Raw genomic sequence first — 22,530 nt, 5'->3', positions numbered from 1 at the left:
CTCAGCCCTCCCTGTGACGCAGGGAGGCCAGGGCGACGGCGATCAGGCCCAGCCCCGACCAGAACAGCAGGGCGACGGCCCAGACCGTGCTCGAGGCGCCGCCGGTCAGCACACGCTCCAGCCCCAGGTCGCCGTGCAGGACGGCCTGGGTCGCGGGCTTCAGAGGCGCGTCGAGATCGAAGGCTGAAAGCAAGGCGCAGGCGAGAACCAGACCGACGCTCCACCGCAGGGGATGGCGCAGGGCCAGAACCAGGGCGCTGCCCAGCAGGTAGGCCGTCGCCACGGACCCCAGCGGAACCAGCCCCCGCCAGGCCGCCCCGATGGTCGGCGAACCCGCCGTCAGCGCCAGAAAATTGAAGAGAAGAACGACCGCCGCCGCCAGACCCAGTGCCCAGACCGCGCCGGCGCAAACCCTGATCAGGATGTGCTTGCGGCGTTCGACAGGCATGAGCAGGAAGTCGCCGCGATCGAACAGCCGCTCCCTGTTCCAGAGCCTGAAGGGCAGAAGGAAGGCGGCGGCTGGCAGCAGGAAGCTCAACTCCTGAGGATAGTCCAGGGCCGCGTCACGTTGCATCAGCAGGCCGAGGCCCATGATCGCCGTAGGGCTGAGGATCAGGGCGAGGCCGATCAGCTCGGGGCGCAGGATCCGGCCCATCTTTCTGAGCTGCAGTTGAAAGACGGCGGCCGCGCGCGGCGGTTCGTGCTGAAGGCTCGAATTCATGACGCCGCTCCCTGGCGCATCAGATGGACGACGGCGTCGTGGAGGGTGAGGGAAGCGACATCCCGAACCTCGCCGCCGGATGCGGCGATGCGTTCGACGACCTCTGTTTCGTCGCCGCGGATGACCCAGCTATGCTCCCGTCCGAACCGGCCGCGATGCAGGACATCGGGAAGATCGGATGGCGCCTTCCAGTCTTCGGAGGCGCGGACGCGATAGGCTTTCACCGTGTCGCGCAAGGCGTCGCGGGACGCTTGCGTCGTCAGGCGGCCATGCGACAGGACCCCGACCTGATCGACCAGGGCGTCCAACTCATAGATCAGGTGGGTGGAGACCAGGATGGTGCAGCCGGTCTGGGACAGATGATCCGAGACCAGCTCCAGCACAGTGTCGCGCGCCGCCGGATCCAGGCCGTCGGTAGGCTCGTCCAGAAGGAGCAGGGGTGGGCGGTGCGCCAGGGCGGCCACGATCTGCGCGCGGCGCGCCTGTCCCTTGGACAACTGGCCGACCCGCCGCGCGACGTCGATGTCCAGGCGACGACACAGAGCGGCGGCGTAATCAGCGTCCCAGGCGGGATAATAGACGGCCCGTTCGGCGAACCAGCGCCCGACAGTCATCCAGCTTGGTCCCATGCCGAAGCCTTCCGGTACATAGCCGACGCGGGCGCGGACGCGCGCGCCGTGCCGGTCCGCCGCCAGTCCCGCGACCTCGGCTTGGCCGCCGCTGGGCCGCTCCAGGTTCAGAAGCAGGCGCAGCAGGGTGGATTTCCCGGCCCCGTTCTCGCCCGCCAGCATGTAGACGGCGCCTTGCGGAACCCGAAGTTCGACATCCTTCAGGGCGGTTGATCGCCCATAGAGTTTGGACAGGGCGCGGGTCGCGACGGCGAAACGAGCTTCGTCGATGGAAGGGAAGGGCGTGGTCATTTGATCGGGGCTTTCGAGGAGTCGACCGAGCGGATCGCCTGAATGAACTGTTCCGTGTTCAGGCCCAGGCGCGCGGCCTCGACCAGCGACCGTTGCGCCAGTTCATGGGCTAACGCGGTGCGGTCGTCGTCGATCTGGCGCGTGGACCCGACGAAGGTGCCCTGGCCACGCTGGACATAGGCCAGGCCCTCTCGCTCGAGTTCGCGATAGGCCTGGGCCACCGTGTTGGGATTGACCTTCAGGCTGGTCGCCAACTGACGGACAGACGGAAGGGCGTCGCCGCTGACGAGCGCGCCAGAGGCCATGCCGCGCCGGACCTCGTCCATGATCTGGACGTAGATGGGACGACTGTCCGTGGGGTTGATGGAAAAGTGCAAAGTCAGGCGTCCGATTGGTGTATCGGTTCACTAATACACTAAGCTGCCGTCGTCAATGCAACCGAAGACGCGCGTGCCTAGGCGGGGATCACCATGCTGCGCTCTCTAGCCGGATAGAACCGCTGACACGTTCGGCGGGGCTTTCTGCCGTCCGCGCCCGACACAGCGACAGAAGCCCAAGCGGAGGTGTCTCACTGCGATCAGGGCGCGTTGCTGCGGCGCCCCGATCGATCGGGGAGGGCGCTGGCTTTACCTCACGCCATAGCGTGCAGGGCTCTGGCGGTCGGGAAGAGAGGTGCTGACGCGGGCCTGAGACGATGTCAGCGGGCGCCCCCCCCTATTCGAACTGCACGAATATCTCCGCGTCTAGGACGGAGGGCGTTTTTCATTGCTCCCAACATGTGTATCTATCGATGTTCGCTCGGCGCCTGCCGCCTGACGATCAATGGGGAAGAAGCGCAGACAGGCGCTCGGGGGCTTTGAGATGCTGAACGCTATGAAGTCGGCCTTCGGCCGTGCGCGCGGCCGCGCGCTGAGCATGCTGGTGGCTGTGACGGCGCTTGCAGCGCCAACGGGAGCCCTTGCGCTGTCGGGGCAGTGCCAGGCGATCAACAACAACCAGATCGCCGTCGGCGCGGGCAATAGCGCTCCGGGGACGTTGTCCGGCGTCTATACCATCGGCAGCCAGAGCTACGGCGGCGAGCAACTGAGCAGCTCGAACTATTCGGACTTCAACCAGCCCTTGGCGCCGGGTGAAGTCATCCACTTCAACTGGACGCGCAATTCGGGCGCGGGCTATGTCCAGGTCACCCTGCAGGAACAGGCCGGCTTCACGCTGCGATCGGGATCGACGGAAAACGCCATAGCCGCCTCGGGCTCGGGCAGCATTACGGTCGGCTCCGCGAGCGACGTCTTCAACATCGCGGTCACCAACTATTCGGTCGATACGGCGAACGGCGTCACCAACGCCGCCGAAGCGGGCCGCAACAATTCCAGCGTCACCTTCAACATCAGTTGCTCGGCGTCGGTGGCGCCGCCGATCGCCAGTTCACAGACCTATGGCTCGATCATCGCCTACAACGAGGGTTCGAACCAGGCGACCAACATCGACCTCAGCCTTTATCTGACGGGCGGAGGCGCGCCGACCAGTTTCGCGGTCGGTTCGACGACGACGGCCCAGGGCGGGACGGTCAGCGTCAACAGCTCAGGTCTGGCGACCTACACCCCGCCGGTGGGTTTCCGGAACGCCAATGACAGCTTCACCTTTAGGGCAAGCAACCTCGGCGGCTCCTCCGCGCCGGCGACGGTGACGGTCACTATCGGCAATCCGACGATCACGGTCGCCCTGCCGTCGAGCGCAGCCACGGTCGAGCGCGCCTATAACGCCGGCGGAAGCGTCGTGAGCGTCTCGGGCGGGCGGGAGAACTACACGATCAACAGCATCAGCGGCCTGCCCTTGGGGCTGACCTCCAGCGGCGGGGTCATCAGCGGCACGCCGGCGGTGAACGGAACCTTTACTGTGACGGTCAATCTGACCGACAGTTCGCTGGGTGCGGGCCCGTACAACGCCAACGCCACGGCGGCCCTGACGGTCGGCCTCCCGCCAGCGCCCGTGGTGTCGTCTTTCGCCATCAGCAGCCTAGCTTACAACACCGGCACGGCCACGGCGACGAGCTTCAGCGCGGCGCCCCACGCGACCGAGAGCCCGACCGGCTACCAGGTCGGCGCCTCCTCTTACGGGGGGAGCGTCAGCGTCAATAGCTCAGGTCTGATGAGCTACACGCCGCCGATCGGTTTCCGTGGCACCGACACCTTCAACTATGTCGCGACCAATGCGGGCGGCACGTCGAACGTCGCTCAGGTCTTCATGACGGTGAACGACCCGGTCTTCTCGGTGACCCTGCCGGCTTCGACCGGCGCGGTGGGTCAGGTCTATAACAGCGGCGGAGCGGCGGTCACGATGACCGGCGGCAATGCGCCCTACAATAATTTTTCGGCCACTGGTCTGCCGGCCGGTCTGACAATGAACAGTTCAGGCGTGATTTCGGGCACGCCGACGGCCGCCAGCAGCGGCATGATCGTGGTCACCGCCACTGACAACTCGGGCGGCAACGGCAGCTACACCAGCACCGCCTCGGCGCCCCTGACCATCGCGGCGCCGACCATTGTCCTGTCTCCGGCGTCCGGCGCGCTGCCGGGCGGCTCGGTCGGGACGGGTTATTCGCAGAGCTTCACGGCGAGCGGAGGCACAGCGAGCTACAGCTATGCACTAACCCTGGGCTCGCTGCCCTCGGGCTTGAGCCTGTCGTCGGACGGCACGCTGTCGGGCACGCCGACCGACATCGGCACGTTTAACTTCGACATCATGGCCACCGACAGTTCGACCGGCGGCGGTCCTTATACGAAGACGGCCAGCTACAGCATCACCGTCAACCCGGCGGCCTTGACGATCAACGCGGCCGCGGCATCGGGCCTGCAGGTCGGCGCCAGCTATAGCCAGACCAACTCTGCCTCGGGCGGGGTGGCGCCCTATGTCTACTCGCTCAACGCCGGTGCCTTAGTGCCGGGGACCAGCCTCAACACCGCGACCGGGGTCGTTTCGGGGACGCCGACCATCGCGGGCTCCTTCTCCTACCAGATCCGTGTCACCGACAGTCAGACGCTGCTAGCCCTCAGCCCGATCGTCTCTGTGACCATCGCCAAGGGAAACCAGACGGTCGCCTTTGCCACGGCCGCGCCGACCGATGCCATGGTTGGCGGCGCCTATCATGTGACCGCAACCGCATCTTCCGGTTTGATGCCGACGGTGCTGATCGACGCCAGCGCCGCTACGGTCTGTTCGATTTCGGGCGGTTCGGTGACCTTCCTGTCGACAGGAACCTGTGTGATCAACGCCAATCAGGCGGGCGATCCCAATTGGAACGCGGCTCCCCAGGTCCAGCAGAGCTTCACCATCGGCGCTGCGACCGCGATCAGTGCGTCGGTCAGTTTCTCGTCGTCTTCGCTCGGCGTCGGCGAGACCGGCGTGGCGACGATCACCTTCACCAATCCCAATGCTTCGGCTTCGCCCAGCATCGCTCCGCTGTTCATTGGTTCCTCCTTGGTCAGCCGCGGCGCGCTGGGGGGCTCTTGCGGCGTCAGCGGATCGGATAGTGGCGCGAATTTCCAGTTCAACGGATTCAGCATCCCGTCGGGGGCTTGCACCGTCACGATCAGCTATGCTGGCGTCACGGCGGGCTCGACCGCCGGATTCAGCCTGAGCGCGTTCACGCCGAGCGGCTATCCGACCACCTCCGCAGCGGGCAGCGGCGCCTTCGTGGTCGTGCCCGTTGTCACCGGCGTCTCGCCGAACTCGGGTCCGGTCAGCCAGGTGGTGACCGTCAGCGGCGCCGGCTTCAGCGCCACTCCGGGCAACAACACCGTGACCTTCGGAGCGGCCGGCCCCGGCAATGTCACCGCGGCGAGCGCGACCTCGCTCACGGTCACGGCGCCGGCCGTCGGCGTGGGGCCGGTGGCCGTGACGGTTACCGTCAACGGTCAGACCAGCACCACCTCCAGCGCCTTCACCTTCATCAATCCGCCGATCGCGGCCGACAAGCCGGGGGTCTCGGTGCCCTACAACAGCAGCGGCACGGCGATTGACCTGTCTAGCGCGATCACCGGCGGTCCGCACGGCAGCATCGTCCTCGGCGCCGCTGCGCAGCACGGAACGACGACGATCGCGGGCGATGTGGTGACCTACACCCCGACCACCGGCTATTTCGGCCCCGACAGTTTCACCTATAGGGCGACCGGGGCTGGCGGGACCTCCAATCTTGCGACGGTCAGCATCGTCGTGGCGACGCCGGCGGCTCCGGTCGCGGCTGACAAGAGCGGCGTAGCGATCCCCTACAACGACGCGGGCACGGCCATCGACCTGTCGAGTTCGATCACGGGCGTGCGTTCGAGCATCGCCATCGCCTCGCCTCCGGCGCACGGCTCGGTGACCGTAGCGGGCGAGGTGATCACCTATAAGCCGAGCGCAGCTCATTATGGCGCGGACAGCTTCACCTACACGGCGACGGGTCCTGGGGGCGTTTCGACCCCAGCGACGGTGTCCCTGACAGTGGCGACGCCGGCGGCTCCGGTGGTGACCGCGCCGACCGATCCGGTCGTCGTGCCTCCGTCCCAGGGCGGCGGTTCGATCGCCGTCGATCTTGGAGCTGTGAGTCAGGGTGTCATCGATGGCTTCCGCATAACCGTGACCAGTGTCCATGGCGTGGCGGAACTGATCGAGAGCGGACAGGCGGGGCCCGCGTCCGTGGAACGTTCGGCGACGCCGAAAGCTGCGGGCGGCGTCCAACTGATCTATGCGCCAGCCGCGAACTTCATGGGGACGGATACCGTGACCGTGGTGGCCTATGGGCCCGGCGGCGATTCCGCCCCCGTGACCTTCAGCTTCCAGGTGGCGGGCAAGGCGCCGGACCTGACGGCCGCGATCACCTCGAACGCCGTGGCCAGGCTGTCGCCGACGGCGGGTTTGGTCGGCGGCCCGTTCAATGTGGTGCGCATCACGCGCGCTCCGGCCTTCGGAACGGCGACCATAGATGGTCTGGACATCGTCTTCACGCCGGGCGTGGCCAACGGCGGCGCGACCTCGCTCGACTATGTCGTCGATCTGCCGTTCGGCTCTTCGGCGGCCGGTCGGATCGACCTGACCTCCAACCTGGCGCCTGGCGCTCAGGCGCTGACGGCGGAAACGCTGCAAGGCGTGCCGATCACCGTGCGGATCAGCAACACCGTGGGCGGTCCCTTTACCGGGGCGGCCGTGGTGTCGATCAATCCTGCGAACGCCGGAACGGCCGTCGTTACGGGGGACGGAGCCGAATGGAATCTGACCTTCACGCCGGACGAAGGCTTCAGTGGACAGGCCGTGACGACCTTCAGCCTGACTAATGCCGCAGGAACGACAAACGGAACCCTGACCATTGCGGTCGAGGCCCGGCCGGATCCGTCCCAGAACGCCGAGGTGAGGGGCGTGGCGACGGCGCAGGTGACCTCGGCCAGGCGCTTCGCCGACGTCCAGCTCAACAATTTCCAGCGTCGCCTGCAGACGTTGCACGACGGGACCAACGGCTCGTCGAACGGCTTGAGCCTGAATATCGGCTTCGGCGGCCAGAACGATCAGGATAATGATCCACGTGCGGCCCTGCGGCGCCGGCTCGGCGGCGGTGACCAGATGGACCCGGGCGCCATGGACGATCGCTCGCGCGACATGCTGGGGTTGGATGTCTGGGGCGACCGGAAGGTCGAGCCGGAAGCGGCCGGCGTCTCTGATGATCGTCGGAGCGCCCTATCGGCTTCAGGCCGTTCCGGAATAGGGGCCGAAGGGGGTTTGGCCGTTGGCTTCTGGACCGCCGGTTCGGTGGACTGGGGCCGTCAGGACGCCGCCGGCCAACGCGACTACCGCTTCAGCACCCAGGGGGTGACGGCGGGCCTGGACGTGCGGGTTTTCGATCGTCTGATCGTCGGCGGCGGTCTCGGCTACGGCGAGGACAAGACGAAGATCGGCGACAACGGCTCGGTGTCCAGGGGATCGGCCCTGACCGGCGCCCTGTACGCCAGCTGGCGTCCGGCCGAGGCCTTCTATATCGACGGCGTGGTCGGCTACGCCGACCTGGACTTCGACGCTCGCCGCTGGACGGAAGGCCTGGGCGGTCAACCAGACGGCTATTCGGCGTCGGAGCGGTCGGGCGGCGTCCGCTTCGCCTCGGCGGCCTTCGGGCGGCTGCTGCGCGGTGGAGGAATGACCACGGACCTCTACGCCCGCATGGACGCCCGCGAGATCGCTCTGGACGGCTTCACCGAAACCGGCGGGGGCTACGGCTCCCTGATCTGGGATGAGGTCGAGCAGAGCAGCCTGTCGGCCAACTTCGGCGCCGCCTGGCGCTGGACGGTGGAGACCCGCCGTTTTGGCCAGATTGTTCCCAGCGCCCGTATGGAATGGTCGCATGAGCTGGAGGATGTCGGGATGCAGGGCGTGCGTTACGCTGACTGGGCCGCCAGTCCGACCTATCTGGTTCCGCTGGACGCCTGGTCGCGCAATGCGATCAACATCGATCTGGGCGCTGAGTGGTCGCTGACGGATCAGTTGATGTTCAGCCTCGGCTATCGCTCCAGTCTCGGCGACGCCAGCGCAAGCCACGGTGCGGAAATCCGCCTGAACTACGGCTGGTAGGACAGGGGGCCGCGGCGAAAACCGCGGCCCCTATCGTTTTTGATGAAAGGGCGGATGTGAAGCGAGACGGCATCCGTTGTCGGAGCCCTGGCGGCTGAGCGCCCCTTCGTCGCAATGCGGATGATGTTCTGCGCCGGCTGCAGAGGTGTGGAGAGGCCGCGGGCTAAACCGTCCCATCGCCGCGCCATCCGACGATGTCAGTGGGCGTGCGGCCTGCGGCGCCAGTTCATCAGGTGGGCGGCGCTGAGCAGCAGGCCGCCGGCGACGGTGATCGGCGTCTCGGCCTCGTGCGTCGGCCATTCGGCGGTGGCCAGGAACAGCAGGGCGACGCCGAGCGCGCCCAGGCCGATCAGCGGCCAGGCGCGACGACCGTCCGGCGTTGGGCGCGTCAGCGTCCAGGCGGCGATGGGGGCGGCGGTCAGGGCGAAGGCCCAATGCACCCAGGGGGCCTCGGCGAATAGCCCCAGGACCGGCAGCAGTCCCGCAGCGAGGGGGAGGGCCAAACAGTGGACCATGCACAGGCAGGACAGGCCGATGGCGGCGGCGTCGCCCCAGGTCTGGACGCGAACGGTCATGGCGATCCTTTCAGGAGAAGGTCGGCCGCGACGTCGTGACGACGCCGCGGCCAGGCGGGGGGAGGAGGCGGAGGGATCAGAACCGGGCGCGGAACCCGAGGACGACATTGCGTCCGCGCAAGGGGGCCAGATTGCTGATGAAGGAGGCGTGGTTCAGCGCCTTTTCGTCCAGCAGGTTGGTTCCGCGCAGGAAGATCTGGCCGTCGATGTCGCCCAGACCGACTCGGTCCAGCCCCACGTCGTAGGCGAGGGTGGCGTTCACCATCTCATAGCCGGGGGTCGTGGTTTCGAAGGCGGCGATACGGTCCTGTTCGAAGACGTGGACGTATTCGAGATTGCCGGACCAGGTGCCCTGATAGAAGTCGCCGCGCGCGCCCAGGCGGCCCGCCGGAATGCGCGGCAGGTCGCCGCCGTCGCCCTTGAGATCGGCCCGGACATAGTCGCCGAAGACCGTGGCCGACAGGCCCGGCCGGAAGTCGTGCGTGACCTGCCCCTCGATCCCGGTGAAGCGGGCGTCGGCCTGGGTGTAGCGGATCAGGCGGAAGTCCTCGAACTGGTCGAGGGTGTCGGCGAAGATGTAGCCGTCATAGTCGTAGTGATAGAGGCTGGCGGCGAAGGTGGTGGCGCCTTCGGTCTTCTTCAGCGCCAGCTCGATCGAGTTGGCCGTTTCGACGTCGAGGCTGGCCGTGCCGATCTCATAGGTGTTGGTCGCCAGGTGGACGCCGCGCGCATAGAGCTCCTGAGCGGTCGGGGCGCGCTGCGACCGCGCGACCGACAGGGTGGCGACATAGCCGGGCGTAAAGGTCCAGCTGGCGGCGGCCGAGGCCGAGAAGGGCGAGTGGCTGGTGTCGGCCCGTCCCAGGGCGCGGGCGTCCTGCCATTCCTGACGCAGGGCGCCTTCGAAGCGCCAGTCGCCGGTCGCATATTCTTCCATCAGGAAGACGGCGTGGTTCTCGGCCCGGCTCTCGGGGATGAAGGACTCCGCGCCGACGGCGGCGAAGTCGCTGCGCGAGGTCTGGGCGCCGATGACGCCGCGCACCCCGCCGATGGCGGCGTGCTGCACCTCGACGCGGGCGTCATAACCCTCGTTGGTGAAGGTGGTGGCGATCTCGCCGTCGTCGATCTCGTCGTGGCGATAGTCGGTGAAGCCGCCGCGGAAGCGGATGCGCTCGATCCCGGCGAACGGATCCTCGATCTCGCCCCGAATGTCGACGCGCTTGCTGATCAGGTCTACGATCGGGACATGGTCATGATCGTGGTCGTGATCATGATCGTGGTCATGGTCGTCGTCGCCGTGGTCGTGGCCTCCGCAGTGCAGGCTGGAGCCGTGCGGATGGCAGGACTCGTATTCGTGGCTGTGGCCGGGCAGGCCGTATTCGCTGCGCTGTTCCGTATAGGCGGCGCCCAGATAGCCGCGCGAACCGATCCACGACAGGCCGAGCGTCGCGGTCGAGCTGCGGTTGAAGGATCCGTCCAGCGTGGCTTCGCCGAAGTCGGGAACCTCGTAGTCGTCGGTGCGGCGCCCGGCGGCCTCGACGCGGATGGCGAAGGACCCCGCCCCGGCGGTCAGGCCGACCACGCCGGCTTCTTCATTGTCCGCCGTGCCGAGGCGGAACTCGGCGACGCCCTCGCCGCCGTTCTCGGGGATGCGCGTCGGAATCTTCTTGTCGATCAGGTTGACCGCACCGCCGATGGCGCCCCCGCCGTAGAGCAGGGCGGAGGGGCCGCGCAGGATCTCGACGCCTTCCAGCAGCAGGGGCTCGCCTGACACCGCGTGGTCCGGCGAGACCTCGGAGGCGTCCATCAGGGCCGAGCCGTCGGTCAGTACTTTTACGCGCGGCGCCGTCTGACCGCGGATCACCGGACGGCTGGCGCCGCCGCCGAAGGTGTCGGAGTTGACGCCCGGCAGGCCGTTCAGGGTTTCGCCCAGGGTGGACTGCCGTCGCTGGACCAGTTCGTCGCCGCGCAGCACCGCCACGCTGGACACCACCTCCTTGCTCGACCGGCCCAGGGCGTCGGCGGTCACGACCACATCATCGACGCGGGTCGTGGCCGGTCCGGACTGGGGCAGGGCGTCGGCCCAGACCGTCGTCGAAATTACTGAAAAACTCGCGGCCGCGAGCAGGATCGATCTTGAGTGCATGACGCTCCCCGTTCATGAAGAGAGTCGCTATTATGTTATATCGTAACATTCATCAAGCGAACTTGAGCGGAGATTGGAATGAGGGGCGAGGGAGCGGCGGCGGAGGCCGAGCGGGTGCAGGCCGAGGTCTGGCGAATGATCGGGCGGGCTTTCGAGGCGTGTCGGGCCAACGGCCTCAGCCAGTCCGATCTGGCGAAAAGGCTGGGCGTCCCGCGCGGGCAGGTCTGCCTGTGGCTGAGGGACAAGGAGCGCATGACCCTGAAGGCGGCGGTGCGTCTGGCGGACGCCATGGGCCATGATCTGGACGTGCGACTGATCCGACGAGCGGCGCTTCGACCTGCCCAGGCGGAGGCGCAATGAGCCTGTTCGATCACGTCGAGACCTTGCAGGGAGACCTGCCCTGGGGGCGGTTTCTGGACGCCGGAACAGGCGTCAATTCGAGCCTCTGGAGCACGGCTCTGACCACGGAGGCCTGGACCGGGGTGACCGCCGCGGCCGGCCATGCTGACCAGGTGCGGGCCTCGGTCGGCGCGCGCTTTCGTCCGCAGGACAGGCTGCTGCTCAGCAACTGGACCGACGAGAGTCTCTTGGCGGGCGAGGTCCACGACACGGTTCTGGCCGACTATCTGATCGGCGCGGTGGAAGGGTTCGCGCCCTATTTCCAGCAACTGCTGCTGCGGCGTCTGCGCCCCATGACGGGACGGCGGCTCTATGTCGTGGGGCTTGACCCCTACGTCGTCGGGCCTGCCGAGACGGACGAGGCCAAGATGGTGCGCGAGATCGGCAAGCTGCGGGACGCCGTGCTGATGCTGGCGAACGAAACGCCCTATCGCGAATATCCGGCGGAGTGGACGTTGAACGCGCTCGCCGGCGCCGGCTTCAGGGTGCTGTCAGCGCGGCGTTTTCCCAATCGCTACAAGGCGAAATGGGTGAATGGCCAGTTGGACATGACGTTGAGGCGCCTGCCCTTTCTGGCCGATCCGGCTCTGGCGTCGCAACTGCGTGCGACGGCCGAGGACATGCGGCGGCGTGCTCTTGCGCTTTGCGAGGAGCGGCGCGGCCTCCGGCATGGCGCGGACTATGTCATCGCCTGCGAGCCGATGAATTGATCGCTTTTTTGATTATTGAGAATCGTTATCAATTACGCTAGAGGCCTTCTTCCCTTCGATTTCGGACCAGCGCCATGCCGTCGCCCATCCCTCTGTCCGAAGATGAGATCGGAGAGACAGATCGGCGCCTGAAGGGCTTGGTCCGAAGCCGGGTCGGTCACCGCGAGGACTGCGAGGACATCGCCCAGGACAGTTGGCTGCGGATGGCGGCCACGGCGCGAGAGAGCCGGGCGCCCATCGTCAATGCCCGAGGCTATCTGTTCCGCATCGCCCGCAATCTGATCGTGGACCATAGGCGGCGCGGCGCGGCCAGACCGCCGATCGACGGGGACGACGCCTTGCTGACGGTGGTCGATCCGCGCCCCGATCCGGAGCGCGTGCTGATCACCCGGATCGAGCTGGCGCGCATGGACCGGATCATCGCCGCCATGCCGGCCCGTCCGCGCGAGGTCTTCCGCCTGTCGCGGATCGAGGGCCTGTCCTTCGCCGAGATCGGTCGTCGGATGAAGCTGTCGCGGCAGACCGTGCACGAACACATGGGGCGGGCGCTGTTGGCCCTCCAACTGGCGGCGGACATGGATTTCGACGCAGAAACCTGACAAGGGACGCGGTCTTTCGTCCTAGACAGGGAGCGCCTGCGTCGGCGCCTGGAACATAAGAGACGAATGTGAGCGCAGGACGGAGCCAGGCCGGGGCGGACCCGGCGGCGGAGGCGGCGATCGCCTGGTTCGTGCGCCTGCACGACGACCCGGCCGATCTCAGCCTTCGTGCGGAATTTGAAGCCTGGCGCGACGCCGATCCGCGCCATGCCCGCGCCTATGAGCGCCTGCAACGCCTGTGGGGGGCATCGGCGCACCTGCCCAGTCTGGCGGTTCAGAAGCCGACGATGGATCGACGCAGGATGCTGCGCGGCGCGGTCGGCGCCGGGGGGGCTGCGGCTGTCGCCCTGGTCGGCGGGCGTCTGGCTCTGGGGCCGCATCCGTTCGCCGACTATGCGACCCGGCCGGGCGAGACGGCGCGCGTCGCCCTGGCGGACGGATCGCTTGTCGAGCTTTCGACCGCGACGGCGGTGAATGTGGACTTCAACGCCCGCCGTCGTCGTCTGCGCCTGCTGGGCGGCGAGGCGTGGTTCCGGCCGGCCGCGACGGACGCCAGACCCTTCATCGTGGAGGCGGCGGGCGGCTGGATCGAGGCGGGCGAGGTGGCTTTCGCCGCGGCGATCGAGACGGACGGCGCGCGTGTCGGGGTCACGGCGAAGGCGGTGCGGGTCGGAATGGGACAGGCCGTCGCGACCCTGAGGGAAGGCTATGGTCTTTCCTATGGACGAGCGGGGCTGGAGCCGCCGCGTCCCTTGTCGGAGGACAGCATGGCCTGGCGCGACGGACGCCTGGTCTTCGTCAATGCGCCTCTGGGGCGCGTGGCGGCCGTCCTTGACCGCTGGACCGGCGGGCGCACCTTGATTCTGGACGACGACCTGGCGGCGCGGCCCGTCACCCTGCTCACCCGCACGACCGAAGCCGCGCGGGGCCTGGAGCGCCTGGCCCAGGCGACGCCGATGCGCATTCGGCGCGGCGGCTCCTTGTTGGCGGTTGTGACGCCAATATGAAAATAAATCTCATTCGCACCTGACGGCGGAGGGGCGCCATCGTCTTTCTCACCGAAGGGCGGGCGTCTGTGGCTCGCCGATTATCCCGCGTGAGGGGCGTATGAAGACGAGATTGGGCGGCGGCCGGGTTCTGATGATGGCCGTCTTGATGGGCACGACGGCCTTGGGCGCGGTCGGCGTGTCGGGCGCTCCCGCCTGGGCGCAGACGCAGGACACGGCGTTCGACATCCGGCCGCAACCGCTGGGCGCGGCCCTGGCGGCCTACAGCCGGGCGACGGGCGTGAACCTGGTCTATGGCGGGGCCATGCCCGACGTGCGCTCGCCGGGTGCGGTCGGGCGGATGTCGTCGTCGGAAGGCTTGTCGCGCATCCTGGCCGGCAGCGGTCTGACCTATAGCTTCACCGGGGCGGGAACCGTGCGGCTTGAGCCGGCGCCCCAGCGTGCGGCGGGGGACGGCGTGATCCAGCTCGGCGCCGTGCGGGTGGAGGGGGCGACGACCTCGACCGGTGCGATCGGCGACGCGGGGCTGAGCGACGACGCGGTGTACAGCGAACCGGCGCCGGTCGCCCAGATCGGTGCGGACCGCATCGAACGCTATCGCGGATCCAGCCCGGCGGACGTGTTCCGCGGCACGCCCGGCGTCCTGTCGGGCGAGGCGCGCAACGGGGCGGGCGCCATCGATGTGAACATCCGGGGTCTGCAGGGCTTCGGCCGGGTGACGACCAAGATCGACGGCGCCGAGAACGCGGTCACCGTCTATCAGGGCTATCAGGGGGTTTCGAACCGGACCTTCATCGATCCGGACTTCATCGCGGGCGTCGATGTGACCAAGGGGGCCGACGCGGCGGCGTTCGGCAACGCCGGCTCGGTCGCCATCCGCACCCTGGACGCGGGCGACATCGTGCGCGAAGGCGAGACCTGGGGTCTGCGGGTGCGCGGCGGGTTGCGCGGCAACACCTCGGACCCGACGGCGGGGGATCTGAGCGGCTATGTCTATCGCTCGGTCGTCGGCACGGCGGAGCCGTCCAAGACGGGCATGGACCGCCCCGGCGCGCTTGAGCCGACCAGCGGCTGGGCCAGCGTCGTCGGCGCCTATTCCAGCGACGCGATCGACCTGTTGGCGGGCTACACCTATCGCGAGCAGGGGAATTCCCATGCGGGCGAGCATGGGCCCGTGGCGCGCCCCCTCAACATCGGCGACACCAAGATCTGGAGCGGCATTCAGCCGAACACCATGATCAACGCCGGTCTGGCCAACTATCGCGCCGGCGAAGAGGTGCTCAACAGCCAGTTGGAGACCCAGTCCTGGCTGGCCAAGGCCACAGCGCGGTTCGGCGACGGCCAGGTCGTGCAACTGGGCTACAACGGTTTCCGCAGCGAGGCGGGGGATCGTCTGGCGTCGCGCCAGACCAGTCGGGAAGGCCAGGCCCAGCAGCAGGCGCGCACGGCGGGAACCCTGCTGGACGCCTATACGGCCCGCTATCTGTGGGCGCCGTCCGACAGCGACCTGATCGACCTGAAGGCCAACGTCTATTGGTCGCACCTGGAGCTGCGCAACCCGATCCGCGGCGGGCGTCTGGCGACGCCCAAGAGCCTGGGGCTGGACGAGAACTTCCGGGTCGGCTCCGACAGCGACCTGTGGGGCGTGGACGTCAGCAACCGCTCGCGCTTCTTCCTCGACAGCGGGGATCTGGAGCTGACCTACGGCCTGTCCTATCGCGGCGAGGACACGCGCGGCAGCCGTCATACGGCCGTGCTGGAGGGCTGGAACACGCCGCGCGACGGCTTCCGGCACGAGGTCGCGGGCTTCGCCAAGGGCGCCTATACGCCGCGTGACTGGCTGACGCTGAACGGCGGCCTGCGCTACACCCACTACTGGTCCGAGGACCGTTACGATCCCTATGAGGTCTATCAGAACGCGCCGGAGAAGCAGGACGTCCGCATGGACGACGGCGGCTTCAGCCCGTCGCTGGGCCTGGTCCTGCGGCCTATGGAGGGCGCGCAGCTCTATCTCAACTATTCCAGCACCCTGCGGGCGCCGGGCCTGACCGAGACCATTTCGGCCTTCAACAGCTTCGTCGCCAACAAGCAGATTCAGCCCGAACGGTCGAAGAACTGGGAGCTGGGCGCCAATCTGATCCGCAACGACCTGCTGGCCCAGGGCGACCGCGCCCAGTTCAAGCTGGGGTATTTCCACTGGGTCGTGGACGACTACATCGCCCGCAACGTCCGCACCGAGCCGACGATCGCCCTGAACATCGAGAACATCCATCAGGCGCGCTTCGAGGGGCTGGAGTTCAGCAGCCGCTATGAGCTGGGCGGCCTGACGGCGGACTTCGCCGCCAACTACTACCTCGACATCCAGTATTGCCGCACGGCGGACACCTGCGGTCAGAAGTCCCTGTACGGCGACTACGCCACCAACCACGTGCCGCCGGAGTACAGCCTCGAACTGGCCCTGTCGCAGAAGCTGATGCAGGAGCGGCTGACCGTCGGCGGTCGGGTGCAGCACACCGGGCCGCGCGCCATCGGCCACGGCGATGTGACGGCCCAGGGCGCGGGCCAGTTCGTCGCCCTGGTCGACTGGAAGCCCTACACCCTGACCGATCTGTTCGCGGACTATCGCGTCACGGACCGGCTGACGGCCAGCCTGCGCGTCGAGAATCTGTTCGACCGTTACTACATGGACCCGCTGGGTCTGGTGACGCAGCCGGGGCCGGGGCGCACCGTCTCCTTCAGCCTGACGCAGCAGTTCGGCGGCGATCAGCCGATCAACTGGCTGGAGCCTTTCAGCCTGGAGCCGGGCGAGGTTACGCGCGACTGGACCGGCTTCTATCTGGGGGCGTACGGCGGGGGCCAGTCCGCCTCCTCGACGGGCAACGCGACCACGTTGAACGGGGCCGCCAATCCCAATGCGGCGCGCGAGGCGGCGAAATGGAACGCGCCCAGCGGCCTGATGGGGCTGCAGGCCGGCTATAATCATCAGCTTCAGAACCGCTGGGTGGTCGGCGTCGAAGCGGACTGGAGCCGCACCTATCTGCGCGATCGGGTGAAGACCCTGTCCCTTGATCCGGGCATGGCGGGGCAGGGCTATCTGGAAGCCGACCGGGCCTTTGAAGTCAGCTGGACGGCAGGCGTCCGCGCTCGTTTGGGCTACGCTTTCAGCGACCGCTTCATGGTCTATGGTTCAGGCGGCCTGGCGCTGGCACATGAGACCCAGTCGCGCGATCAGTATATCTCCAACTCGGGCCATGTCTCGGCGCCCCTGGGCAGCGAGACCAGCATCTTCTTCGTCGAACGCGCCTCGGTGACGCGCAAGGGCGTCTCGATCGGAGCGGGCGCCGAATACGCCCTCAGCGACCGCTGGTCCCTTCGTGCGGAATACAACTACAGCCGCTTCGGCAAGCAGGACTTCGACTTCGCCAAGGCGAGAGCCGGAACCGGCGCGGACTACACCAGTCAGCGCCAGATCGGCGTCGAAATCTATGACCCGTCGAAGGATCCCAACATGGCCTGGCTATGCGCCATCGATGCTTCATTCTGTCAGCCCCGTGAACGGCCGATCTATGAAACCGTCCAGCATGTCGGCACGTCGTCGGTGGAGGAGGGACGGCGCGCATCCAGCGACCTGGACCTGCACGCCGTGCGTATCGGCCTGAACTTCCGGTTCTGAGGCGGGGATGGCGATGAGCGGGGCGTTGACGGCCGCCGGGGGTGAGACTCCGGCGCGGCGGCCATGTCGCCGGCGTGGCGCCTGGGGGCGTGGAGTGGCGGCGTCGCTGCTTCTGCATGCGGCGCCCCTGCTGATCGCGAGCGGCTTCTGGGCCGCGCGTCCCGACGTGGTCCAGATTCCGGATCAGGTCTTCGAGGTGGAGCTGGTGCAGATGCAGGCCCCGCCCCGGCCGCCTTCGGAGCAGCCGCCGGGTCCGCAACAGACCGAGGCCGCCGCTGCGCCGGTTCAGCCCCGGCCGCCGATCCAGCCGCGTCCGTCAGCGGCCGTCCCTGTGAGTGTGGAGACCTTGCCCCTGAAGGTGGCGCCTGAGCCGACGCCGCAGGTTTCCGCGGCGCCGCCGGCGCCCGCGACGACGGCGCCGCCCGCGCGTCCCGCGCCCCCGGCGGCAGTCGCCGCCTCGGCGCAGACGTGGGAGGGGATGCTGCTGGCCCACCTGGAACGACGCAAACGATACCCGGCGGAAGCTCGCGCTCAGCGGCGCGAAGGCGTGGCCTACGTCCGTTTCACCATGACCAGGGACGGACGGGTTCTTTCGGCGGACCTGGAGCGCAGCTCAGGACACCCGGCGCTGGACCGCGAAGCCGTGGCCCTGCTTCGCCGCGCCCAGCCCCTGCCCAAGCCGCCGCCGGAAATTTCCGGCGACCCCGTCAGCCTGTCCGTGCCGGTCGAGTTCTTCATGCGACGCCGATGAACCTGGTCGCCGTTGCCTCGCGTCACTAGCGGAACAAGGCTTCGACCTCGGCTTGGGCTGGCGGGCCCCTCTGTGCGCCAAGGTCAAGGCTTCAGAAAATCTTGAGGGCAGCGTCAAGACTTCACGATGAGCGCGCCTAGCCTGTCTCCGTCAGAAGCGGGAGACAACGGCATGGCAAGACCGACTGGCCCATCCAATTCCTTGACGGCCTCGAGCCGGAAGAAGGGCGACGACTTGGATCGCCCCTCTTCATCGATGTCATGGGGCGCATGTACGCTATTGGCGGCGCTTCTTTCCCTTGCCGCCTGCAACTCGCCATCGGTTGCGAACGGCAGCGACAGGACAGCGCCATCCACTGCAGAGAATGCGGGGAGCGGGGCGGGGGCGCAGATCGGGCAGGGCTTGTCGGCGCCGGACCGGAGCGCCGTCATGCGTGCGGCGGGCTTCTCTAACCTGCAAGCCGACAACCGCTGGACCTGGCGTGATCTCGAGGACGCCGAGAACCTCTGCGAGGACGTGTGGGCCGAGATCGAGGACGTCCGGGACCTGAACGGCGATGGTCGGTTGGAGGCCGTTGTGAAGGCTGATGGCGATCAGTGCTGGGGCATGAACCAGCATTTTGTCACGGTCCTGCACCGCACGAGCGGAGAATGGGCGTCGCTGATCGCTTTCCAGGCGCGTTTCGCCAACTACGGATTCCATGCCCGGCCCGGGCTGGCCTGGCCCGACATCGAGATCGCCAGTGGAGACGAGACGGGTTGCGTCAGCTTCCAGCGCTGGAACGGGCGGGCCTACATCGACGGAGGAACGTCGGCCGAAGGCCGCATCTGCACGCTGACGCCCGAAGGGCGCGCTGCGGGCGGTGCGACCGCACAGGCGCGAGGGACGGTCGCGTTCCCGCCGATCGAGAAGGGCTATTACGCCATCGGCGTCAGCTGCGCCGAAGCCGCCGCCGATCCGACCGGCGTGCTGATGTACCTGGACGAGCGGCGGGTGGCCTCGTTCGACGGCGGTCGGCGGGTTCAGCGCGTGGAGGCGTTGGGCGGCGATCGCTATCGATTCCAGGGAGCGGATCTGGTCATCAGCGTCTCCGGTCGCACCAGCTTCGTCAACGCCTACGGCGACATCCACACCCACTGTCCGACCGCCCAGATTCCGCGCGAGGAGCGCGAGGACTGGGGCGACCTTCGGGACGACAGGTGAACTCAGGCTCCGTCGGCCATACGGCCGTCGGGGGCGGCGGCAAGACAGGAAAGAACCGTGGGATCACACTACAATCGACGCCAAGAGGACGGCGATGTCCTGTTCAGCGTGACGCCGGCTCCCTATCCGGGAGACAAGGCCGCCGGGCAGATCATGATGCTGGGCGTGGGGGCGATAGGCGTCGGCGTCTTGCTGCTGCTGTTCGTCGTCGGGATCGCCTTCATCGGGCTGGGGATCGCCTGGATTGTGCAGAGCCGAAAACTCAGGGCGCGATGGGTGCAGGAGAACGGGGACCGAAAGCCCAAAGACATCCTGGTCAGTCCATCGGGAGTCGTGGCTGACGGCCGCCTCTATGCGGCTGCCGACATCGTGGAGTTGGTCGCGACCCATCCCGACGCCGGGGCGTCCGGACGGACAGGAGCCGCCGTCGCCGCACTCAGGAACGCCCAGATGGCCGTCAGCTACCAGGCGAGCGTGCGTTTGCGGTCGGACAGCCGGCCGATCGTCCTGGTCAGCGGCCTTACCCACGAAACCGCGACCGCATTGATCCGAAACATGACCGCAGCGCTCTTCGACGCAAGGGAAGCGTGACGAGGCGCGCCGACAGGTTCTACCTTGGCCGTTCACCGTGGAGGGTCTGATGTCCGAATTCCGCGTTTCCCTGCTCCAGTTCGGCGTCGCGCTGACCGGCGCGCTGCTGTTCCTGGTCGTGGCCATTGTCTTGATCCGGGGACTTCATCCGGCGCTCGAACGCGGGCTGATCTGGGTAAGGCCGGGGTTTCAGCGTCTGGACCGCGCCTTGGCGCTCACCGTGGCGCGGTGGATCGGGCTGGACGAAGAGGGACGGGCGCGCCGCTGGGGGCGTTTGCTGGCGGTGCTCCTGGGAGCCGGCGCGATCGGAGCTCTGCTCCCTCCCCAGCTTGGCGCGCCGGTGCTGGTTCTGGGTCTGGTCGCCGTCCTCGCCGTGTTTCGGCGCTGGGCCTGGGACGAGGAAGATCGCGCCGCCGGCGTGAGTTCAGAGCGGCGTCGGGCGCCCGGAAGCGAGGACTACAACAACGAACTCCTGGTCGCGCTTTCGGCGGTCTTCATGCTGGGCAGTCTGCTGGTCTGGAGGCTGACAGGCCTGCACGTCTTCAGCGCGGCCTCGGGGATCGGCGGGCTGGAATATGTGACCTATGTCGCCTCCGAGGCGCTGGAGGCGCTGCCGATCATCGGAAATATCGAGGTGATGGGCTACGACAACCCGTCCGGGGTTCAGGCCGTGCTGCCCACCGGCGGCGGGGTCGCCTTCGCCTTGCGCATGGGGTTGGACCTTCTGGTCATCGGCGGCCTGCTTCAGGCGCTCGCTGTCGCGCGCCGGATCGCGACAGGTCAGGACTTGCGACGATACGAAGAGGCCCTGCGCGCCGCGGGAACCGAGGAACGGGCTGACGCCGCCTTGCAGGGGGTGGCGGATCTGGCGCGTCGCGGCAACGTCGCCGCCCTGACCCTACTCGAGAAGATCGCGCTGCCGTCGGACGGGGAGGCCCGCCATGAGGTCTTCAAGCGACGCGCCGCCGCGGATGCGCTTCTGAGCCTCTACGAAGAGGGTTCCGTGGTCGGCGTTTCGGGGCTGAACGCCGCGATCCTGACCTATGACGTCCTGATCACGCCTGAGCTGCAGCGCGAGGCGCCTCTGCAATGGGCGAGGTCGGTGGCCGCCAGGGCGCACGCCGCATACCTTCTGGGCATGCTTCTGGGGGGCGAGCAGGGCCGGCGTCGTCTGATCGAAGCAGGAGAGGGCTTCAAGCTGGCCGCTCAGAGCTTGTCCATTCTCGAGGCGACGCGGCTAGCGGATCGCGCGGAGCTCGGCTACTGGGCGGTTCAGGTGGAGGCGCTTCATCAGGTCGAGGCGATCCCACCCGAGCATCCGCCGTTGCTGATCACGGACATCCAGGGGTTCATCGACCGCATGGGGCCGGCGAGCGAGGCCGAGGTCGTCGATGAAACCCGCAGACTGATCGCACGGATCGGAACCTGGATGCTGGCGCGCGGCATGACGCCCCCCGCCGCGTCCGCAGCGACGCCAGGCATGCCCCTGGCGCAACTGGATCAAGCCGCAGCGACTATCCAGCAGTTCGCCCGCGAACCCTCTGACGAGGCCCTCGAACGTCTGGATCGGACGATCCTCAATCTCGAGGCGCTTCACGCCCAGGCGCAGACCGCGGCGGTTCGATCCGACGCCGCCCTGCGTCTGGCCCAGGCCTGGAGCGCTCGCGCCCGCGCGGTCGCTACCTCGCGGCAGGACGCGCTTCGGAAGATCGACAGGTGGTGCGAGGCGCTCGCCACCCAGACGAGCAAGGCGCCGAGGGTCCGGGCGGTCGTGCGGGAGATCCAGGCGAAGCGTTTCGTGATGGAGGCCTCGACCACGCCGTTCGGACCGAAGCGGGAGGCTCTCGCGGAGCGCGCGATCGAGACCTATCGACAGCTGGTGAACGACCCGGATCTGGGCGATGATCCTCTGTCGATCGAGGCGCGAGTCAATATGGCGATCGCCCTTCTCAATTTCGCGGAAGGCGCCCGACCCGACCTCGCGCGGATTCGGCTGGAGGAGGCGGCTCAACTCACCGACGGCCTGCGCCAGACGGCGGATCCGACAGCGAGGGCGTCCGCGGCTCTCACCGGGTCGAACGTTCGCAGGGACCTCGCGCCGCTCTGGCCGGAAAACCAGCGGCGGGACCTGCTGGATCTGGCGATCCGCGACGCCGAGGCGGCGGTCGATGGCTATGGCGCGTTGGGCAACGAGGAGGGGCGGCTGCTCGCCATGCGGGCGCTGGGCCTGTCCCACATGGATCAGGCCATGCTGGAAGGTTCCGGTCCCGAGGCGGACCAGCATGCCCGTGAGGCGTTCCCGGCCTTGGAATTCGTCGTGGCTGGTCTCGATCGCGGCCGAGACCGGGGCCTCTGGTTCACGACGACGCACGCCTTCGCGGACCTGGCGGCCTATCTGGGCGCGCAGGATCGCGATCGGGACAGACTGACCCTGGCGACGACCCTGCTGGCCGAGTTGCGCCGACTATGCATCGGCCCGTTGGAGACCCGGGCGCCCTACGTCGACAAGTCGGCTGCGGCCGTCGAGCGGACTCTCCGCGACTGGGACGGACAGGCCTGAGAACAGAGGCGTCGGACGGTCAGGCGGATGTCGATCGGCTCCTGAGCTTCACGTTCAAACATGCTGAAACATGCTCAGGATCGG

The 22,530-nt window shown here is 67.8% G+C and carries 15 protein-coding genes; 10 read left to right on the top strand and 5 right to left on the bottom strand.

The features are described from left to right. Nucleotide 1: 1 nt before the first annotated feature. From ACZ5XO_RS10600 to ACZ5XO_RS10590, 3 genes are read right to left on the bottom strand one after another with little or no spacing between them, the layout of a single operon-like run. On the bottom strand, nt 2-721 hold the full coding sequence (locus ACZ5XO_RS10600) for a hypothetical protein (protein WP_464162324.1): 720 nt from the start codon (nt 719-721) through the stop codon (nt 2-4). Beyond that, the gene (locus ACZ5XO_RS10595; protein ID WP_464162323.1) at nt 718-1,641 is read right to left on the bottom strand and encodes an ABC transporter ATP-binding protein; all 924 of its coding nucleotides are present in this window, start codon (nt 1,639-1,641) and stop codon (nt 718-720) included. Before ACZ5XO_RS10595 ends, ACZ5XO_RS10600 begins: the two co-directional genes overlap by 4 nt. After that, on the bottom strand, nt 1,638-2,018 hold the full coding sequence (locus ACZ5XO_RS10590; protein ID WP_464162322.1) for a GntR family transcriptional regulator: 381 nt from the start codon (nt 2,016-2,018) through the stop codon (nt 1,638-1,640). Before ACZ5XO_RS10590 ends, ACZ5XO_RS10595 begins: the two co-directional genes overlap by 4 nt. 484 nt (nt 2,019-2,502) lie before the next feature. On the opposite strand from ACZ5XO_RS10590, the gene ACZ5XO_RS10585 reads away from it, so the two are divergent. Further along, entirely contained in the window at nt 2,503-8,235 is a 5,733-nt protein-coding gene (locus ACZ5XO_RS10585; protein ID WP_464162321.1) for an autotransporter domain-containing protein, read from the top strand. 197 nt (nt 8,236-8,432) lie between these two features. Here the strand turns inward: ACZ5XO_RS10585 and ACZ5XO_RS10580 are convergent, their stop codons facing one another. After that, a complete protein-coding gene (locus ACZ5XO_RS10580; protein WP_464162320.1) occupies nt 8,433-8,810 on the bottom strand; it encodes a MerC domain-containing protein in 378 nt (125 codons plus the stop codon). Between the two features lie 76 nt (nt 8,811-8,886). Continuing rightward, nucleotides 8,887-10,953, bottom strand: coding sequence for a TonB-dependent receptor domain-containing protein (locus ACZ5XO_RS10575; protein ID WP_464162319.1), 2,067 nt, complete (start codon nt 10,951-10,953; stop codon nt 8,887-8,889). Between the two features lie 78 nt (nt 10,954-11,031). Between ACZ5XO_RS10575 and ACZ5XO_RS10570 the strand changes: the two genes are divergently transcribed. The 9 genes from ACZ5XO_RS10570 (at nt 11,032) to ACZ5XO_RS10530 (ending at nt 22,446) form a co-directional block, all read left to right on the top strand. Then, nucleotides 11,032-11,313, top strand: a complete 282-nt coding sequence (locus ACZ5XO_RS10570) for a helix-turn-helix domain-containing protein (protein WP_464162318.1) — start codon at nt 11,032-11,034, stop codon at nt 11,311-11,313. After that, nucleotides 11,310-12,062 (top strand): hypothetical protein, encoded by a 753-nt coding sequence (locus ACZ5XO_RS10565; RefSeq protein WP_464162317.1) that lies wholly within the window; start codon nt 11,310-11,312, stop codon nt 12,060-12,062. The genes ACZ5XO_RS10570 and ACZ5XO_RS10565 overlap by 4 nt, the downstream gene beginning before the upstream one ends. A 74-nt stretch (nt 12,063-12,136) precedes the next feature. Then, nucleotides 12,137-12,661 carry an RNA polymerase sigma factor gene (locus ACZ5XO_RS10560; protein WP_464162316.1) on the top strand — a complete coding sequence of 175 codons (525 nt, stop codon included), beginning with the start codon at nt 12,137-12,139 and terminating at the stop codon, nt 12,659-12,661. A 68-nt stretch (nt 12,662-12,729) separates the two neighbouring features. Beyond that, the gene (locus tag ACZ5XO_RS10555) at nt 12,730-13,668 is read left to right on the top strand and encodes a FecR family protein (protein ID WP_464162315.1); all 939 of its coding nucleotides are present in this window, start codon (nt 12,730-12,732) and stop codon (nt 13,666-13,668) included. Nucleotides 13,669-13,768: 100 nt separating this feature from the next. Beyond that, nucleotides 13,769-17,341, top strand: coding sequence for a TonB-dependent receptor domain-containing protein (locus ACZ5XO_RS10550; protein WP_464162314.1), 3,573 nt, complete (start codon nt 13,769-13,771; stop codon nt 17,339-17,341). A gap of 94 nt (nt 17,342-17,435) precedes the next feature. Continuing rightward, a complete protein-coding gene (locus tag ACZ5XO_RS10545; RefSeq protein ID WP_464162313.1) occupies nt 17,436-18,092 on the top strand; it encodes an energy transducer TonB family protein in 657 nt (218 codons plus the stop codon). Nucleotides 18,093-18,521: 429 nt separating this feature from the next. Beyond that, nucleotides 18,522-19,295 carry a hypothetical protein gene (locus ACZ5XO_RS10540; RefSeq protein WP_464162312.1) on the top strand — a complete coding sequence of 258 codons (774 nt, stop codon included), beginning with the start codon at nt 18,522-18,524 and terminating at the stop codon, nt 19,293-19,295. Nucleotides 19,296-19,403: 108 nt separating this feature from the next. Next, nucleotides 19,404-19,886: a hypothetical protein gene (locus ACZ5XO_RS10535; protein ID WP_464162311.1), complete on the top strand. Its 483-nt coding sequence runs from the start codon at nt 19,404-19,406 to the stop codon at nt 19,884-19,886. 49 nt (nt 19,887-19,935) lie between these two features. Continuing rightward, nucleotides 19,936-22,446 carry a hypothetical protein gene (locus ACZ5XO_RS10530; protein WP_464162310.1) on the top strand — a complete coding sequence of 837 codons (2,511 nt, stop codon included), beginning with the start codon at nt 19,936-19,938 and terminating at the stop codon, nt 22,444-22,446. Nucleotides 22,447-22,530: the final 84 nt, after the last annotated feature.

It is taken from the genome of Brevundimonas sp. T2-11, assembly GCF_055397675.1.
The sequence above is the reverse complement of the archived record's forward strand: the minus strand, read 5'-3'. Positions and strand labels throughout refer to the sequence as shown.

Excerpts from the sequence above, each read along its gene's own strand:
- ACZ5XO_RS10600 (WP_464162324.1), bottom strand. The coding sequence starts at position 721 with ATGAATTCGAGCCTTCAGCACGAACCGCCGCGCGCGGCCGCCGTCTTT.
- ACZ5XO_RS10595 (WP_464162323.1), bottom strand. The coding sequence starts at position 1,641 with ATGACCACGCCCTTCCCTTCCATCGACGAAGCTCGTTTCGCCGTCGCG.
- ACZ5XO_RS10585 (WP_464162321.1), top strand. The coding sequence starts at position 2,503 with ATGCTGAACGCTATGAAGTCGGCCTTCGGCCGTGCGCGCGGCCGCGCG.
- ACZ5XO_RS10580 (WP_464162320.1), bottom strand. The coding sequence starts at position 8,810 with ATGACCGTTCGCGTCCAGACCTGGGGCGACGCCGCCGCCATCGGCCTG.
- ACZ5XO_RS10575 (WP_464162319.1), bottom strand. The coding sequence starts at position 10,953 with ATGCACTCAAGATCGATCCTGCTCGCGGCCGCGAGTTTTTCAGTAATT.
- ACZ5XO_RS10570 (WP_464162318.1), top strand. The coding sequence starts at position 11,032 with ATGAGGGGCGAGGGAGCGGCGGCGGAGGCCGAGCGGGTGCAGGCCGAG.
- ACZ5XO_RS10565 (WP_464162317.1), top strand. The coding sequence starts at position 11,310 with ATGAGCCTGTTCGATCACGTCGAGACCTTGCAGGGAGACCTGCCCTGG.
- ACZ5XO_RS10560 (WP_464162316.1), top strand. The coding sequence starts at position 12,137 with ATGCCGTCGCCCATCCCTCTGTCCGAAGATGAGATCGGAGAGACAGAT.
- ACZ5XO_RS10550 (WP_464162314.1), top strand. The coding sequence starts at position 13,769 with ATGAAGACGAGATTGGGCGGCGGCCGGGTTCTGATGATGGCCGTCTTG.
- ACZ5XO_RS10540 (WP_464162312.1), top strand. The coding sequence starts at position 18,522 with ATGCGTGCGGCGGGCTTCTCTAACCTGCAAGCCGACAACCGCTGGACC.
- ACZ5XO_RS10530 (WP_464162310.1), top strand. The coding sequence starts at position 19,936 with ATGTCCGAATTCCGCGTTTCCCTGCTCCAGTTCGGCGTCGCGCTGACC.